The organism is Achromobacter sp. ACM01 (assembly GCF_014851745.1).
Lineage (GTDB): Bacteria > Pseudomonadota > Gammaproteobacteria > Burkholderiales > Burkholderiaceae_B > Achromobacter > Achromobacter aegrifaciens.
Window position 1 is genome coordinate 763,859 of record NZ_JACVAF010000002.1, and the last position, 17,470, is coordinate 781,328.

Consider the following 17,470-nt stretch of genomic DNA (forward strand, 5'->3'; position numbering starts at 1 on the left):
CACTATATCAATTAAATTTATATTTAATTGATATAGTGGCAATTAATAAGCGGCCGTGGACCTTTTCCGGCACGCGCCCATAAGGAGACATCATGAAAGCAGCACGCTGGCTGACGGGGTTGGCTATTGTTCTGGGTTGCGCGACTTACAGCGCTGCAGGCGCGCAGCAGTACCCCGACAAGCCGGTCAGGATCATTGCACCCACGGCCGCGGGCAGCGCGCCGGACATCATCACGCGCCTGATCGCCGACAGGCTGGGCCGCCAATGGGGGCACCAGGTCATCGTCGAGAACCGCCCCGGGGGGAATGGCATCATCGGCATGAACGCGCTGACCCGCGCCGACCCGGACGGCTACACACTGGCCATGTTCCACGCAGCCGCGGCCGTTACCACGCCGTTCCTGTACCAAGCCGCCAAGTTCGACATCGAACGCGATACCGAAGTGGTTGCCACGCTGGCCTATACGCCCATGATGCTGGTCACGACTCCCGGCACGCCTTACCGTTCGGTCGCCGACCTGATCGCGGCCGCCAAAGGGGGAGAGGCTTCGGACCTGGTGATAGGCAGTCCGACCCGCGGTTCGATACCCAACCTGTCGGTCTACCTGATCGGCCAACTTGGCGGCCGCGAGTTCCGGCAGGTCAGCTTCAGCGGCACCTCGCAAGCCTTGCAAGCCCTGATCAAGGGCGACATACCTGTCTACATAGACGGCGTCGCGCCGCTTGTGCCTCTGGTGCGCGCGGGCAAGCTGGTGCCGGTTGCGATGAGCGCGGATCGGACGCTGCCGGGCTTCGAAGGCATTCCCTTGGTCAAGGACACCTTGCCCGGCATGGTGACCTTGGGCTGGTTCGCGGTCTTTGCGCCGAAGGGGACGCCGGCGCTGGTTCTGGACACCCTGAACGCGGCCATCAACAAAGCCCTGCAGGAATCGGAGGTGCAGAGCCGTCTGGCGGACCTGGGAACCTTCGTCATGCCGCTAAGCCGAACCCAGGCCAGCGCGTTCGTGCATGACGAAAAGGGGAAATGGGGCGGCGTCATCGCCACCGCGCAGGTCAAAGCGGAGTAGAGGCAGACGCCTTGAGGGCGCTAGACGCGTGCTCTGCTGCCCTTATGCGGTGAGCCTGCGCGCTATCGCGGCCCGGCCAGGCCGCCCGTGGAGCGCCGTTCGATCAGCGTGGCCTCGCTGATCATGCGTTGCGGCGCTTCCTCTTTGTCCTGCAGGCGCCGGCTGAGAAGTTCGCCGGCATGCCGGCCGATTTCGAGTGCGCTGATGGACATCGTGCTGAGCGCGGGGCGCCAGTTTTCCGCCCATTCGATGTTGTCGAAGCCGATCACGCTGACATCCCTGCCGGGCTCCTGACCGCGTTCGTACAGGGCCATCGTCACGCCGAAAGCAACGATGTCATTGAAGCAAACCAGCGCGGTGGGCGGATTCGCGGAAGAGAGCAGGCGATGCGCCGCGGCTGCCGCATCGCCGATCTTGGGCAGGCAACTGGCCACCAGTTCCTGATCCACGGACAGCCCCTTTGCCTGCAACGCGTCGCAATAGCCGAGATAGCGGTCATGGCTTACGGACGTGGCCACGGAACTGCCCAGGAAGGCCAGGCGGGTATGCCCCAGCGATAGCAGGTGCCGCGTTGCGCGGCCCGCGCCGGCGCGGTTGTCCGTACCCGCGTAATCCAGGCGCGCGGAATCGACCGAGCGCAATACCTGCACCACAGGTACGCCGGCGCGGATGCAGGCATCGAAGGTCGAGGGGGCGGAGCCGGTTGCCGCGCTGATGATCAGTCCATCGACGCGCATTTCGAGCATCCGTTGCAGGATACGGTCCTGCACCTCCAGCGATTCGCTGGTGCTGGCCATGACGACCTGCTTGCCCAGCGGCGCCATGCACTCCTCGATTCCCTGAAGTATCTCCGCGTAGACCGGATTGGCGATTTCGGGGATGACCAGGCCGATGGTGTCGGTGCGCGAAGAGCGCAGGTTGGCGGCACTGCGGTTGTAGACGTAGCCGACTTCGGCCATGGCCTGTTCGACGCGCGCGCGCGTTTTCGCGGCGACCAGGGGGCTGTTGCGGCAGACGAGCGATACGGTGGCGCGGGACACGCCCGCGACGCGGGCTACGTCTTTCAATGTGGTCATGGGGGTGCGGGTACCTTGATGATCTACCCTGGAGAAAAACCATGAAAACCAGAATTGCTTCCGTGTGCCTGGCGCTGGCAGCGCTGTTGCCCGCGGTTACGCATGCCGCCGAGCTGAAGTTCGGGCTGGGCATTGCCGATGACCACCCCTTGGCCGTAGGCGCCCGGAAATTCGCCGACCTGGTGAAAGAGCGCAGCGCCGGGCGGCTGACCATTGCGACCTACAGCAGCAACCGGCTTGGATCCGATCCGCAGATGCAGCAGGCGCTGCAGGCGGGCGTGCAGCAGATGATGCTCGGCCCGCCATCGAACCTGGTGGGCGTGGTGCGCGATTTCGCCGTCTTCGATCTGCCTTTCACGATCACGAACTACCAGGAGGCCGATGCGCTGCTCGACGGCCGCACCGGCGCGCTATTGTTCCAGAAGCTCGAAGGTGCGGGATTGGTCGGCCTGGCGTACTGGGAAACCGGCTTTCGCGAAGTCACCAATTCCAAGCGTCCCATCGTCAGGGCCGAAGACCTGGCGGGCCTGAAGATACGTACCATGCAAAGTCCGGTGTTCCTCGAAAGTTTCAAGGCGCTGGGAGCCAATGCGGTTCCGATGCCGTTCACCGAGGTCTACACGGCGCTGGAAACCCGCGCCATCGACGCGCAGGAGAACCCGGTGGGGATCATTCAGAGCGCCAAGATCAACGAGGTGCAAAAGTATCTGTCCCTGACCAACCATGTTTACAACCCGAGCGTGGTCATGGCCAGCAAGAAATGGTGGGATGGGCTTTCCGAAGCCGACCGCGGCATCGTACGCGGCGCGGCGCGCGAGGTTGCCATGTTCCAGCGGCGGCTGGTCCGCGAGGAGGCTGCCAAAGTGCTGGACCAGCTGAAACAGGACGGCATGGTGATCAACGAGATTCCTGCCTCCGAATTGGCATTGATCAGACAGAAGACGCTGCCGGTCGTACGCAAGTATTCCGAGAAGCTGGATCCGGCGGTGCTGGCGGCGGCCAAACACGATCTGGCTGAAGTTCCGGCCGGCGGTAAGGCTCAGTAGCGCCGTGCAGGGGATAGTCATGCAACTTAAGCTGTCCGTCCGCGTGCGGGCGCGGATGGGGCAGGCACTCCGTCGATGTCCGAATTGACAAGGGTGCTTACCGACGGTTGCGGGTGCGGCGGGCCTTGCGCAGTTAAGGTTTTGGGGTCGCACGGCATTCCCGATCCAGGAGACTGAGGCCCCCATGCATTCCACGCAATCCTACAAGACCGTTATCCCGCGCCAGTCCGCGAGCCGCTCGCCGTTGGGCTGGCTGCAGGAGCGTACGCAGTTCGTCCGGGCGCTGCTGTCCAATCCCGCGGCCATAGGCGCTGTGGCGCCGTCCGGCCCGGCACTGGCAGCGGCCATCACCGCCTGCATACCGCCCGGCGCGGGCAAAGTCCTGGAACTGGGCTGCGGCACGGGCGTGTTCACGCGCGAAATGCTGCGCCGCGGAGTAGATCCGTCCAGTTTGGTGCTGGTCGAGCAGGACCAGGCCATGAGTTCCAGCTTGCGGGCGCAGTTTCCGCAAGCGGCGGTCCTGCAGGTGCCGGCGCAGGAACTCTGCCGCAAGCGCCATCCCGAGATGGATGGCATCGGCGCCGCCATCTGCGGCCTGCCGTTGCGCAACATGAGCCATGCGCATCACCAGCAACTGCTGGCCGCCGTGTTCGACGCGCTGCCGGCAGAGGGCTCGATGGCGCTATTCACCTATGGCGTGCGTTGTCCGATATCCGCCAGTGTGCTGGAGGCTTGCGGCTTGCAGGCCAGCAAGGTCGGGTTCGTGCCGCTGAACCTGCCGCCGGCGTCGGTGTACAGCCTGGCCCGGCGGGCCTAGGCCGCGCTGGCTGGCATGGGCTCGTCCTATCCAAATGGGCTAGGGCAGGGTATTGCAAATAACTAATTGACACGAAAAGATCGCTCAACCAACATCGCAGTCATAACTATTGGCGGCCTGGGACACGTGCGTGCGGGGTAGACAGCCACGTCGTAGCAGGCCGGCAGGGTTCTGGAACACCAACGATTCCAGACCCCAACGAGGAGACTGCAATGCGTTCATCCCTGATCGAGAGCGCGGCGCGGCGGCGCCTGTTGGCTGGCGGCGCCAGCGCGCTGGCCGCAGCGGGCCTGGGACGCGCGGCCTTGGCCGCGGAACAGAAAGCCGCGCCAGCCGCGGCCGCGCCACCGGCCCCGGCATCCGCCGCCAAGCCGCTGCCGGCCTACGCGGCCTGGAAGCAGCCCGATGCGATGATCGTGCACAGCGCCAACACCATAGAAACGCGGCGCGAGGCATTCGGCAGCGGGGTGGTCACGCCGCTGCGCCAACTCTACGTGCGCAACAATCTGCCGCCGCCCGACGAGTCCATCGTGGCCGACCGCGACGCATGGGTCCTTGAAATCGCCGGCGTGGCAAAACCCATGTCGCTGAGCGTGGGGCAGCTGAAGAGCATGGGCCTGCAGACGCTGGCGATGGTCTTGCAGTGCTCGGGCAATGGCCGCGGCTATTTCCCCAACAAACCCAGCGGCACGCCTTGGCAGGTCGGCGCGGCCGGTTGCGTGATCTGGAGCGGCTTGCCGGTCAGCGTCCTGGTCGAGCATTGCGGCGGACTGGAGGCGGCCGCCGTGTACATGACCGGCACCGGCGGCGAAAAACTGCCTGACGGCCTGGATCCGAACATGGTCATGGTCGAGCGCTCGGTGCCAAAGGAAGCGATGCGGGATGCGCTCCTGGCCTGGGAGCTCAACGGCGAACCGATACCGCTGGCTCATGGCGGCCCCTTGCGCCTGATCGTGCCGGGCTACACAGGCGTGAACAGCGTCAAATACATCAAGCGGCTGGCCTTCACTGAAAAGGAAAGCCCGGCCGCGATCCAGCAGACCGGCTATCGCCTCGCGCCACCTGGGCAGAAAGGGAATCCGAGCCAGCCCTCTGTCTGGGCCATGGGCGTGAAGTCGTGGATCAATACGCCCAATCCGGCTGCGTCCACCCTGAAGGCCGGGCGCGTGGTGGTGCAGGGCGTGGCGTTTGGCGGCACCAACGGCATCAAGCAGGTCGAGGTCTCGATAGACGGCGGCAAGAACTGGCAGAAGGCGGAGCTGGTCGGCCCGGACCTCGGGCGCTATGCCTGGCGCCAGTTCGCGTTGCCGGTGGAATTGGCGGCGGGCGAACACGTGCTGGTCAGCCGGGCCACGGATACCGAGGGCCGCGTGCAGGAAGAAGAGCGTCCGCAGAATTCCGGCGGCTACATCAATAGCAGTTGGCGCGATCACGCCGTGACGGTGGTGGCCAAGGCATGAGGGAAGCTGCACTGGCGTTACCCAGGAAGCGCGCATTAGGCGCCGGATTGCTGATCGCCAGCCTCCATGCCGGCGTGTCGGCAGCCGAACCCGACATGGAGGCTGGCCGCGCCTTGTTCGTTGGCGCAACGCCAGCCTGCGCGATCTGCCATACCCTGAACGACGCGCAATCCAGCGGCGCCATCGGTCCCAAGCTCGACGAAATCAAGCCCGATGCGGCGCGCGTGGCGACGGCCATCCGCAATGGCATCGGCCAGATGCCGGCTTATACGAGCTTGTCGGATCAGGAAATCGAGGTATTGGCGGCATATGTTGCCAAGGCGACTGGGGGGCAGCCCTGAGCGGACTCCAGTTGCGGTGACGTTCCTCCGGAAAAAACCGGGCTGCGTCATACTCAATTTGGAGGATGTTGTGGTGGTGTTTGAACGAATCCACGCGTGGTAAAAATTCGAGAGCAACGCTCCCACGATCCATGCTCCCAGCAGCTTTCCGCGCTCTCTGAAGCGCAGCGGTGCTGAAGTCTGGCTGCCGGGTATGCCGTCTCTTCAGGTGCCTGCCATGCGACAACTCGTATCCTGGTCACTGCTCGTTGCGCCTGCCACGATGGCGGCAGTGTTGTCCTTTTCCGTGGGCGCACAGTCGATGCCACCCCCCCAGGCCGAGGCCTCGAATTGGTGCGAAGAAGCCAGGAAAGCGCTGACAGATGCCAATGGCAACGCGGTCGAGTGCGCCGCGGTTGCGAAGCGCTGCATCAAAATGAATAACTACTGGTGCCAGAAACATGGGGCCAGCTCTTGGCGGGGAACGACCGACGCGCAGGGCAACGACGGCAACCGCGACGTGGACGGGCATGCGATCTTCGATGCGGCGGCCTGGTCGGCCCGCGCGATTGCGATGGACCTTCGGTCCAAGTACCGGCGGGGCCTGGTGTCTGCCGTGGATATTGCCGCAGCGCATTCGCCATGGTGCGACACGCTGGGGTCGAAAGCTGTCGTCAACGGGCATGGCAGGACCTGCAAGGATGGACGGGCAAAGCCGGCTGCGACCTTCGCGGGCCCGTGGTGCGAAGCGCCAAAGAAAGCGGCGCCCGGGACGGCCGATTGCGCTGCGGGCTGCAATTGCCCGCCTGAAATCGCGAGCGTGTTGGTGCGCGACTTGAACCTTGATATCAATGCGGACTTGAAATTGTTCGATGCCGCCGGTATGCCTCTGCCCAATCTGACAATTGTGCTTCGGAATCTGGCATTGCAGGAGCAGGGCGTCCGAGTGCGTACCAGTGTCATCGAACAAGGCATCGGTCAACTCGGAAAATGAAAAAGGCGTATCAGTGATTCAGTTGTCTCGGCGGTGTCGCGACCATCGAGTTCGATAGAGGAGGGCGCGTGTCATACCCAACATCTCGTTGCATCGTCCGAACAGCCGTCAGATTGGCGTTGGTGAGCTTCGCGGGTGGTATATCCGGATGCGCCTGGACACCGCCAAATGCCTATCCGGTTCTGGACGTCTGGAGCGATCCCAGCAAGACGAACACAGGAGAAAAAACCAATGCGCAAAAGGCATTCGACCTGTCGTCCGAAACCACCGTTGACGACGTCGTTGCGAAGCTGCAAGTTCAGACCGAATACTACCGCTACCGTTCGGAAAGGGCGCGGACCGGGGGGCTTGAGCTGCGTACGGGAGCGATTGGCGGCGCTGTGACGGGAGCCGTAGGCGCGATTATCGGCAATGTTGCTACGACCGCAGTGGGAGCGGGCATCGCGACGGGCTCCGCATTGTTAATGGCGCAGTATTCCCTGACGGCGCAGGACGCCATTTTTTCGGCGGCAGCGGCTCAATTGACTTGTGTCGTGGCTGCGGCAAGTCCGGTTCTGGGTTCCAGCCGACTGGTCCCAGAGCTGAAAAATGCCAGTAATCGCATCTTGGGCAATGTCCAGTCGAGCTTGTCGGCGTTGCAGCCCAAATGGCCCAGCGCAAGTGATCTGGCGCAGGCCTTCGATAGTGCTCGCATTGTGCTTATGACGTCGCCGGGTGCGCGTGATGAAGGCGCTGTGGACACGTTGGTAAGGGCCAACCTTGTTTCGTGCATTGAAACCGGCCGCCTGGCATCGGAAGCCATTGTGCAGAAGTAAGGTTCAGTTGCGCTACGGGCTTAATACGCATTCTTGGTAGTTCGGGATTGGTGTTGCGTTCGACTCCACTCTGGAGATCATCGGGGTCTCCAAATCTGCGTTGCGGTCCCCGCTGTGCTTCTTGTGTTGCGCATGAGATGGCGGCTAACGCAACACTGATTGATTGCAAATTCACAGCTCACCTCGTAGGTGTTGCGTCGAAATGAGCAGCGAGTTCAAGCTCGGGCCATGGATGGCCAAATGACCTTCGCTGGGAAGCCGGCCAGTACCGCGTCACAGCAATGCTGCGGCGCTGTTCACAGGGAGCAGGTCAATGCCATGCTGGAGCAGGCGCGGGCTTGCGGCGCGGACGCGGACCCTTGCGGCGTGTTGCACGACGCGCCGGCTTCGTTGCAGTAGGCGCCCGCCCAACGACAAAGACCCGCCCGAGCCGGCGGGCATGGGGGCGAACACCGGGCTTGGGCCGGTATTCGTCTGGATATAATGGGAACAATTCCCATTCCCAATATATCCCCATGCCCGCTACCCCTAGCGCCAGTCCCGACGCCGGCATCGCGACGCTGTACCGCGACCATCATTCCTGGCTGCACGGCTGGCTGCGGCTGAAGCTGGGCGATGCGCATCGCGCGGCGGATCTGGCGCAGGACACGTTTGTGCGCCTGCTGTCGGCAAACTCCCCCTCTGACACCGTGCTGCGCGAGCCGCGGGCCTACCTGCGCACCATCGCGAACCGCTTGCTGGTGGACCATTGGCGGCGGTTGGAGATCGAGCGCAGTTATCTGGCGGTGTTGCAGACTTATCCGCAGAGCCATTGGCCCTCGGAAGAGTCGCGGCTGTTGATTCTGGAGTCGCTGGAGCAGGTGGCGCAGATGCTGGGCCGGTTGAAGCCGGAGGTGCGTGAGGTGTTTCTGTTGGCGCAGATGGAGGGGCATACGTGCCCGCAGATTGCGCGGCAGGTGGGGAGGTCGGTGGCGACGGTGGAGCGTTATCTGGCGCAGGCGTTGCAGCACTGCTATCGGCTGGTCTATGGGGTTTGATCGGGCGGGCGTGTCGCCAGGGGCGCCAGGCGCGCGTCCGGAGGACGGCGCGGAGGGCGCGGTGGATCGGGCGATGTTGGACGAAGCGATCCGCTGGCGCATCAAGCTGCAATACAACACGGCGGATGCGTCGGCGTGGCAGGCGTTCGATGCCTGGCTGCGGGCGCAGCCCGCGCATGCGTTGGTGTGGGAGCGTTTGCAGGCGCTGGGCGCGCGTTTGCAGGGGCCAGCGGTGGAGATGCCGGGCGAGGCGGCGGCGCGGATTCTGCGGCAGACAGAGGCGGCACAGGCACGGAGGTCGCGCCGCAAGGCCTTGATGTCGCTGGGTGCGCTCGCGGCGGGCGGTTGGGTGGCGTGGCGGGCGGGGGATGTGCCTGCGGTGCGGCAGGCGCTGGCCGATGTGTCTACGTCGCGGGGCGAGCGGCGTCGCGTCGCGCTGCCGGATGGCGGGACGCTGGTGCTGAATACGGAGACGGCGGTCGATATCGATTACGGCGGGCCAGTGCGGCGCATTCGTTTGCTGGTGGGCGAGGTGTATGTGATTTCTGGGCATGACCCGCTGTCGCGGCCGCTGTTCGTGGAGACGCGCGACGGGCGGGCGCACGCGCTGGGAACGCGGTATCGGGTGCGGCAGTGGGACGACGGCAGCGAGGTGGCGGTGGATGAAGGCGCGGTGGCGTTGCTGCCGCGCGATGGCGCGGGCGAGACGGCGGGCGCGACGCTGCGGGCCGGGGAGTCTGCGCGGATGACGCCGCAAGGTGTGCGGGCGCTGGTGCCGGTGGAGGGGCGCGTGATGGATGGCGGGGCCTGGGTCGAGGGGGCCTTGTCGGTGCGCGATATGCCGCTGGACGCCTTCTTGCAGGAGCTGTCGCGCTATCACGGGGCGATCGAGTGTGACCCGGCGGTGGCGCGGTTGCCGGTGTCGGGGGTGTTCCAGTTGGACGATACGCGCAAGGTGCTGGCGCTGCTGCGTCAGATTCTGCCGGTGGAGCCGCAGGCGGGACGCTTGTGGTGGGGCGGGCGGGTGACGCGGGTTCGGGCACGCGCACGGGCGCCGGAACGGGCGCGGGGCTGAACAAACAAAAAAATCTGAGGGGATGGGCGAATTCGTTCGTCATATCGGTTGTAGCAGTGCGCACTGCCCAGCACCGACCGACCCTCATTGGAGTATCCCTTTCGTGAAGACCCATCGTCTCCGGGCCGCGACGCCGTCGTCCGGCGCGCGGGCTTGCTTGCGCGCTTGCCCCCATCCCTTCTTTACCGTGCTGCTGCCGTTGGCGGCGGCCTTGGCCGCCTTGTCGGCGCCGTCGCTCTCCTACGCCCAGGCCGCGCCGGCCACGGCGGCGCAGTCCGAATCGGCCCGCGTGTACGCGATTGCGCCGGGACCGTTGAATGACGCGCTGGCCGCGTTTGCGCGGCAGGCGGGGATTTCGTTGGGGTATTCCTCGTCGCAGTTGACCGGGGCGCACAGCGCGGGCCTGAGTGGCCAGTATGGCGTGGCGGATGGCTTGCGCGCGCTGTTGACGGGCACGGGGTATCGCGCGGTGAATGTGGACGGCGGTATCCGTGTGGAAGCCGAGGCGCCGTCCGCCACCAGCACGCTGGCGCCGGTGCTGGTGACGGGCGCCTATCATGCGCAGACCGAGGGCACGCAGTCTTACGGGTCCAGCATGGCGACCATCGGCAAGACCGAGCAGGCGCTGAAGGACATTCCGCAGTCGGTCACGGTGGTGACGCGCAAGCGGTTGGATGACCAGAACCTGTCGACCATCAGCGAGGTCTTGGAGAACACCACGGGCGTGACAATCAGCGAGGTGGCCGACGGCGGGCGCAATTTCTATTCTCGCGGGTTCAAGATCACAAATATCCAATACGACGGCGTGCCGCTGTCGCGCAGTTTCTATGCGGTGGGCAATAGCTTCACCGGTAGCACGGCGTATCTGGACCGGGTGGAGGTGTTCCGCGGCGCGCAGGGCCTGTTCGAAGGCGCGGGGCAGCCGGGCGGCTCGGTGAACCTGGTGCGCAAGCGCCCTACCGCCGAGACGCAGGTGTTGATGGAGGCGCGCGCGGGCTCGTGGGACCACGTGGGAGGTATGCTGGATGCGGGCGGGGCCTTGAACGCGGATGGCAGCCTGCGGGCGCGGGCGGTGCTGGATCTGGATTCCAAGGGTTCGTTCATCGACGTGGTGAAGGAGCGCAACACCAATCTGTACTTCGCGCTGGATTACGACCTGTCGCCCAGCACGACGGTGGGCGCGGGCGTGCTGGTGTCGCGCCTGCGGTCCACGCCGTTCTTCGGCGGCTTGCCGCGATATAGCGACGGCAGTTCGCTGGGGCTGAAGCGGTCTACCTTTCTGGGCGCGGACTGGAACCAGTGGGACCGGGATGAGACGCAGGTGTTTGCAGACCTGACACATCGCTTCAACAGCGATTGGCGCGTGAACGTGGCGGCCACCTACGTGAAGGAGACGAGCCTGACCTCGGCGCTGGACGCGACGGGCGCGGTGGACCCGGTGACCTTGATGGGGCCGATGCGCAATGCGTGGAATTACGACAAGTCGGCGGAGCACATTGGTTTTGATGCGAATGTGAACGGCCGCTTCACGGTGCTGGGCATGGCGCAGGACCTGACGGTGGGTGTGAGCATGTCGCGGCTGACGTCGAAGGACCGCATCGAGTACGCGTCCAACTATCTGCCGCTGGATGTGTTCCACCCTAATCCGCATGTGCCCAAGCCAGGAAGCTTTCCGGATTCTCAGCGCACGTCGCGCTATGAACCGCATGTGCAGAAAGGCGTCTATGCGCAGCTGCGCAGCAGCCTGACGGAAGACCTGACGCTGGTGTCGGGCGGGCGCTTCAGCTGGTTTGAAAGCCGCTATACCACGCAGGCCGCCACGTGGGACGATGTCAGTACCGCCAAGGCCAGCGCGGAGTTCACGCCCATGGTGGGGCTAGTCTACGCGCTGACGCCGCAGTGGTCGGCCTACGCCAGCTATGCGGATATCTTCGAGCCGCAAACGGCCACTACGCTGGACGGCAGCATTTTGAAGCCCATCGTCGGCGCGAACTACGAAGTGGGCGTGAAGGGCGAGCTGATGGACGGCAAGCTGAACACGTCGTTCGCTCTGTACCGCATCGACCAGAAGAACCGCGCTGTGCAGGACTACGAGGCCGGGCCGGTGTGCAACGGCGGGTATTGTTCGCGCGCGGCGGGCAAGGTGCGCAGCCAGGGCTTCGAGACGGAGATGAGCGGCGAGCTGATGCGGGGCCTGCAAGTGGCGGCGGGCTATACATTCAACAGCAATAAATACCTGAGCGATCCGGACCGCGAGGGCCAGACTTTCAGCGAGGAAACGCCGCGGCACCTGTTGCGTCTGTGGAGCGAATACCGCTTGCCCGGCCAGTTGAACCGCCTGAGCGTGGGCGCGGGCGTGAATTGGCAGAGCGCGCTGACCAACAGCATCTCGAAGGTGCGCCGGCCGTCGTACAGCGTGTGGAACGCGCGGGTCGCGTATGACGTGACGTCGAATTGGACGGCTGCGTTGAACGTGAACAATCTGTTCGACAAGGTGTATTACGAGTATCCGGGCTATGTCGAGAACCGCAACAACTACGGCGCGCCGCGCAACATGATGCTGACGTTGCGCGGGCGGTTCTGATGCTTGCGCGGGCGGGGGGGGCGACGCGATATCATGCCCTAGCCTTTCCGCGCCGGTCAGCAAAGCATGCGCCGGATAGCCGATCACGGCGGACATCAGGTAATGCAGCGTGCCATCAGCAGCGCAATGTCGACTGCGATGGACTTTGATACCTACTTGCTGGGTCGTCGATGAGCGACCGCGACAGCGACGGTGCCGTCTGGCAGCCGATACTTCCCATCGCGCAACCATGTCACAGGCTCGCCCGATGGTAATGAACAGATGTATTGCGGCTCTGGTGGGGGCGCATCGCTGCGTTTGATGACCAGGCGACGTTGTACGAGGCAGGTCGATCGATCTGGCAGCTTGACGATGACGTCCGCTAGTCGAGTGCTTGAGGCCATAGAGTCTCCCTCCAAGATCGGCGCGCCTGCGTCGGGATTTGAATTGCCTGCAGACGCGTTCCCCCGTGGCGTGTTCATCTTTAGCACCGGAATTTGGAGGAGGAGCATCCGTCGTACAGGGTATGGCTCCGGCGATGAATCGGGCGCACGCGCGCGCAGGCCGCAGGGAGAGAGACAAGGAAAAAAGCGCCCAGGGAGGGGGCAGTGCCGGCATCCTCCCAACGCGGACGGTCGGGCGGATAGCGTGAAATATATTGAGATTTATTTGCAATGGTGTGTCAATTGTTCCGGTTGGCGCGCCTATCGCTTGCGCGCTTGCCGCGAAGCCGCCAGTCGCCAGGATCTCGTCGGGCGGACGCCCGAAAACACCGTCTTCCTAGGGTTTACCCCGCGCGCAAGCAAGGCTTTGGCGTGGAAACATCGCGGCGGCGCTGCGCGAGGCTTGCGGATCTCCACCAGACGCTACATCGTGTAGCGCAGCGTCAGGATAGCGCTGCGCGGCGCGCCATAGAGGTTGTAGAAAATGTCGTAGCCCGGCGTGCGCAGGTACTCCCGGTCGAAAAGGTTGCTGATCGAAAGCGCGGCGTCCCATTGCTTGTTGATCTGGTAGCCCAGGCGCGCGGAGACAACCGCGTAGCCGCCCTGGCGCATGGATGAGGTGTAGACATCGCTTTGCGCCTGCAAGCCCATGCCGACGCGCCAGCCGTTCAGCGCGCCGTTGAAATCGCGGGGTTGGAACCGGTATTGCGTCCAGAGTTTGAAAAGGTGCTTGGGCAGAACATCGGCAGCGAAGCGCTGGCCCACGTTGTCGGCGTCGGCGTCACGCAGGAATTTTGCGTTGGTGAAGGTATAGCCGGCGGCTATGTCCCAGCCCGGCAAGGGGCTGCCGCTGATTTCCGCTTCCCAACCCTGGCTTTGCACCAGGCCGGCCGCGCGCGAGCACGAACCGGTGGGCGTGCCGCCGCAACCGATGTGGTCCGGATCGGTAATGGCGCGGTTCTGGTCGCGAATCCGGAACATCGCCAGCGATGCATTCAAGCGGCCATCGAAGAACTCGCCCTTGACGCCGGCTTCGGTTTGCCAACCCTTGCGCGGCTTGAGCGTTTGCCCCGTGTAGTCCTGCTCGCTTTGGGGCACGAAGATGTCCGTATAACTGGCGTAGACCGAGACCTGTTGATTCAGGTCCAGCACAATGCCGCCGAACGGCGTGAATTCGTCCTTCGTATTGGCCGCGCTGTATTCCCAGTCTCCGGTCCGTGGCGACACCGGGCGGCTTTTCTGGCGGTAGTCCGTCCAGCGGCCCCCCAGGATCAGGCTCAGCGGCTCGGCCAGCTTGAATCGCCCCGAGGCGTAGATGCCAGATTGCGTGGTGATGGTGTTGTTGCGATTGATTACCGGCAGCGCGTATTCCTGATCGAAGTCGTGATCGGTCAGCGGTGCGACGTTCTCGATGTAGCTGAAGCGGCTTCCGGTCGTTTCGTCAGAGCGCGCGTAGTTGTAGCCCAGCGTGAGCGTGTGCTCCTGTCCAAACAGGGAGACGGGCCCCGACACGTGGACGTCGCCCTGATCCCACTTGAAGTCGTTCGCGATGCGTCCGACCGACATGCCGGCGGCCAGGCCGGTGTCGATATCGATACGGCTGCCGGTAAACGCCGAATAGCCGCGATAGCGCGTGTCGCGATGCAGATAGGCCGCCTTGAATTCCCAGCCATTGCTCCATCGATGTGTCAGGTCGGTCCCGACGTCATAGGTCGACATGTCCGACATTTTCGACGGGCCGACATACGCGTCGCGATCTGGCACGCTGCCATCCGAGTAAAGGGGCAGGCCGTTGAAGTTGCGGAAGCGGCGATCGTTGTAGGTAGCGGTCACGCCGATCGTTGTGCGCGGCGCGAGGTCGTATTCCAGCACACCGTAAAAGGTGCGCGGTTCCGAACGTCCCCAGTCATAGAATTTGTTTTCGTCCTTGTAGGCGCCGACGAGGCGGCCGCGCAGCGTGCCCGATTCATTGAGCGGACCCCCGCCGTCGGCCTCCAGACGGTACTGGTCCCAGGAGCCGCCGGAGACGGAGGCGGAAAAATGGCTCTCGGCGCGCGGACGCTTGCGCACGTAGTTGATGGCTCCGCCAGGTTCTCCCGTCCCGGTCAGCAGGCCGGTGGGGCCTCGCAGGATCTCGATGCGGTCGTAGATGGCGAGATCCATGTTGGTGCTGGCTGCCTGCTGAGGCAGACCGTCGTATTGCGCGCTGGTGCCGAACCCGCGCGCATTGAATTTCTCGGTGTCTTCATAGTCGGAGGCCGTCAGGCCCGTTACATAGCCCATGGCGTCGGCGATCGTGGTCAGGCCCTGGTCGTCCATTTGCTGCCGGGTCATCACCGATACCGACTGAGGTATTTCACGCAGGGTCTGGGCGCCCTTGGTGATCGTGACCGCGCGCGCGGCATAGGAGCCCGTTTCTTCGGTGGTGGCGTTGCGCCACGCGTCGCCGTCCACGCGCACGGATTCCAGCGTAACGGCGCTGGCGCGCGGTTCGGGCTCGATGACGTAGCCGGCGGGGGTCTGCCTGGCGCTGTAGCCGGTGCCGCGCAGCAGGATGTCGAAGCCGCCGGCAACGGTGTGGCTGCCCTGCAGCCCCTGGGTCGTCAGGCCTTGCAGATTGCGCGTGTCGACCACGATGTCCGCGCCGGACAACTGCGCATAACGGTTCAGCGCCGGGGCCAGCGGACCGGCCGGGACGTCGTATTGGGTGACGGCCATGCCTGTTGCGGCCTGGGCCCGCGCAGCATGCGGATGCAGGGCGACGAGCGCCAGGGCGACGGCCAGCGGCAGGTGGCGGAGCAGGTAGGGCTGGCGGGAAGAAACGGGGTGCGCGGTGATGCGGGGCAGGGCCATATCGGGAATTCCTGTTCGTGATGTCTTTTGGTTTGACGAACGAGAATTCGGAAGTGGAACCTGCTGTCCAAAAAAATTCGCGTGCCTGAGGGTCCGGAACCGCCCGGTTCAGTCTCCCGGCGCCACGTCCACGCGCAGGAAATAGGGAGTGAAGCTGCGCACGCGCAGCGTCGGCAAATTGGCTGTCAGCAGCTGCATGGCGCGATCTGTGTCATCGAGAGGCAGCACCGCCGAAATGCGGATGCTGGCTAGCGCGTGGGCGTCGTACTGAATCAGGCCGCTGCGATGGCGCGCCAGGGTGTCGAGCACCTCGGCGAGCGGACGATCGTGTATGAACAGCCGGTGCTGCTTCCAGCCATCTTCGATCTGGCCGGTGTCGATCTCCGTCACTGGATCCAGGCCGTTTCGACGGATCCGCACGGCCTGGCCGGCTTCAACCACGGTGGCGTCGCGCGATCCGCCGCGGCGTTGCGCGTCGGTCTGGACCGATACGCGCGATTCCAGCACGCTCAATCGCGTTGCGCCGTCCTCGCGGCTGACGACGAACTTCGTGCCCAGGGCGCGCATGGTTCCGTCCCGGGTTTCGACCAGGAAGGGGCGCGTGGCATCTTTGGCGACCTCGACCAGAATCTCGCCCTGGATCAGTTCCAAAGCCCGGAGCCGGGAGTCGTAGCGGAGATTGACGGCAGTGCCGCTGTTGATGCTGATGCGAGTGCCATCGTCCAAAACCTGCGTCCTCCATTGGCCGCTGGTAGCTCGCAGGTCGGCCATCAGCCAGGAGGGGGGATAGGCTTGCAACGTCAGCCATGCGGGCGCGGCCAGGACGCAGCCCAGCAGGGCGGCGGCGGCGTATTTCTTGATGCGGCTGCGCTTGCCGCGCGCATTGAGCGCGGCGGCCAGGGCGGCGCTGCCCGGTTCACCCACGCCGCCGACGCGGATCGCGTCTACTTGGTCCAACAGGCCCTCCATGCGTTCCGCGGCCGTGGCATGGAGCGGGTCTGCCGCCTTCCAGGCTTCAAAGGCCTGCCTGGCCGCGCGCCGTTGCGCGGCGTCGTCGCAGGAAAGCTGGACGATCCATTGCGCGGCCTGTGCGGCAACCGAGGCAGGCGAGGGCGCAGCCACGGTTCAGGCAAGCCGTTGATGGCAATGCAACAGCACCTGGACCAGGTACTTCTGCACCATCTTGGTCGAGACCTTCAGTTGCCCGGCGACGTAGGCGTGCGTGTGGCCTTCAAGGTAGTGCAGCAGGAAGGCTGCGCGGGCCTTGGCGGATACGCCTTCCAGCGCTTGGCAGATCTGTTCCAACGCCTGCATGGCGATAAGCAATTGCTCGGGCGAGGGATGCTGAGCCAGTTCCGGAGCCAGCCGTTCGAGCTCGGCCAGGTAAGTTCGTTCGAGCAGCTCGCGGCGCGCCCGGTCGATGAGCAGGCGTTTGGCGGTGGTGGTCAGGTAGGCACGCGGCTCTTGCAGCCCCAGCGGCTGGCCCAGCAGTGCGTCGCGCGAGGCCAGCAAGCGCTCAAACGTGTCGTGAGCGAGATCTGCCGCGTGATGGGTGCAACCCATGCGTCTGCGTAGCCAGCTAAAAAGCCAGGAATGATGATCGCGGTACAGCAAATGAAATTGCTGCTGTACGCCCGAATCAGTGCCCACCACGCTTCCTCGTGCCTTTATGTAAATGAGAATGGTTTTCAACTTTAATACAAAAGCACGGCATCACGCAAGGGCGTAGGGAATGCGGGCGCGGCGAACGCGCGCTCCGTTGGGCGACAGCGCGCCGGCGAGAGGGCCGGACGCGCCGTCCGATGCGGCCTACCAGCGATAGCTGACCGTGCCGTACACCTGACGTTCCTGGCCCAGTAGCACGCGGTGGTGCTGCCGCAGCTGGCTACGTAGCGGCGGTCTTC

General features: G+C 64.4%; 14 protein-coding genes. 10 read left to right on the plus strand and 4 right to left on the minus strand.

The features are described 5' to 3' along the window. Positions 1-92: 92 nt before the first annotated feature. A complete protein-coding gene (locus tag IB268_RS11955; protein WP_119451478.1) occupies positions 93-1,067 on the plus strand; it encodes a tripartite tricarboxylate transporter substrate binding protein in 975 nt (324 codons plus the stop codon). 62 nt (positions 1,068-1,129) lie between these two features. Here the strand turns inward: IB268_RS11955 and IB268_RS11960 are convergent, their stop codons facing one another. Next, positions 1,130-2,143: a LacI family DNA-binding transcriptional regulator gene (locus IB268_RS11960; protein ID WP_192352108.1), complete on the minus strand. Its 1,014-nt coding sequence runs from the start codon at positions 2,141-2,143 to the stop codon at positions 1,130-1,132. A 41-nt stretch (positions 2,144-2,184) separates the two neighbouring features. On the opposite strand from IB268_RS11960, the gene IB268_RS11965 reads away from it, so the two are divergent. The 9 genes from IB268_RS11965 (at position 2,185) to IB268_RS12005 (ending at position 12,291) form a co-directional block, all read left to right on the plus strand. After that, positions 2,185-3,189 carry a TRAP transporter substrate-binding protein gene (locus IB268_RS11965; RefSeq protein ID WP_192354290.1) on the plus strand — a complete coding sequence of 335 codons (1,005 nt, stop codon included), beginning with the start codon at positions 2,185-2,187 and terminating at the stop codon, positions 3,187-3,189. A gap of 184 nt (positions 3,190-3,373) precedes the next feature. Continuing rightward, on the plus strand, positions 3,374-4,006 hold the full coding sequence (locus tag IB268_RS11970) for a class I SAM-dependent methyltransferase (RefSeq protein WP_175162756.1): 633 nt from the start codon (positions 3,374-3,376) through the stop codon (positions 4,004-4,006). Between the two features lie 212 nt (positions 4,007-4,218). Beyond that, entirely contained in the window at positions 4,219-5,466 is a 1,248-nt protein-coding gene (locus IB268_RS11975; RefSeq protein ID WP_054454437.1) for a sulfite oxidase, read from the plus strand. A 47-nt stretch (positions 5,467-5,513) separates the two neighbouring features. Further along, on the plus strand, positions 5,514-5,807 hold the full coding sequence (locus tag IB268_RS11980) for a cytochrome c (protein WP_302476938.1): 294 nt from the start codon (positions 5,514-5,516) through the stop codon (positions 5,805-5,807). 217 nt (positions 5,808-6,024) lie between these two features. Then, entirely contained in the window at positions 6,025-6,780 is a 756-nt protein-coding gene (locus tag IB268_RS11985; RefSeq protein WP_192354291.1) for a hypothetical protein, read from the plus strand. Positions 6,781-6,848: 68 nt separating this feature from the next. Next, complete coding sequence (locus IB268_RS11990) at positions 6,849-7,595, plus strand: hypothetical protein (protein WP_156337378.1); 747 nt, start codon at positions 6,849-6,851, stop codon at positions 7,593-7,595. 515 nt (positions 7,596-8,110) lie between these two features. Next, positions 8,111-8,632: a sigma-70 family RNA polymerase sigma factor gene (locus tag IB268_RS11995; RefSeq protein ID WP_125471308.1), complete on the plus strand. Its 522-nt coding sequence runs from the start codon at positions 8,111-8,113 to the stop codon at positions 8,630-8,632. Between the two features lie 73 nt (positions 8,633-8,705). Further along, a complete protein-coding gene (locus IB268_RS12000; protein WP_225591364.1) occupies positions 8,706-9,707 on the plus strand; it encodes a FecR domain-containing protein in 1,002 nt (333 codons plus the stop codon). A gap of 103 nt (positions 9,708-9,810) precedes the next feature. Beyond that, complete coding sequence (locus IB268_RS12005; protein ID WP_370540013.1) at positions 9,811-12,291, plus strand: TonB-dependent siderophore receptor; 2,481 nt, start codon at positions 9,811-9,813, stop codon at positions 12,289-12,291. Positions 12,292-13,136: 845 nt separating this feature from the next. On the opposite strand, the gene IB268_RS12010 is transcribed toward IB268_RS12005, so the two are convergent. The 3 genes from IB268_RS12010 to IB268_RS12020 form a co-directional block, all read right to left on the minus strand. After that, positions 13,137-15,566, minus strand: coding sequence for a TonB-dependent receptor (locus IB268_RS12010; RefSeq protein WP_192354292.1), 2,430 nt, complete (start codon positions 15,564-15,566; stop codon positions 13,137-13,139). Positions 15,567-15,674: 108 nt separating this feature from the next. Then, positions 15,675-16,688 (minus strand): FecR domain-containing protein, encoded by a 1,014-nt coding sequence (locus IB268_RS12015; RefSeq protein WP_192354293.1) that lies wholly within the window; start codon positions 16,686-16,688, stop codon positions 15,675-15,677. A gap of 3 nt (positions 16,689-16,691) precedes the next feature. Further along, on the minus strand, positions 16,692-17,219 hold the full coding sequence (locus tag IB268_RS12020; RefSeq protein ID WP_166738323.1) for a sigma-70 family RNA polymerase sigma factor: 528 nt from the start codon (positions 17,217-17,219) through the stop codon (positions 16,692-16,694). Positions 17,220-17,470: the final 251 nt, after the last annotated feature.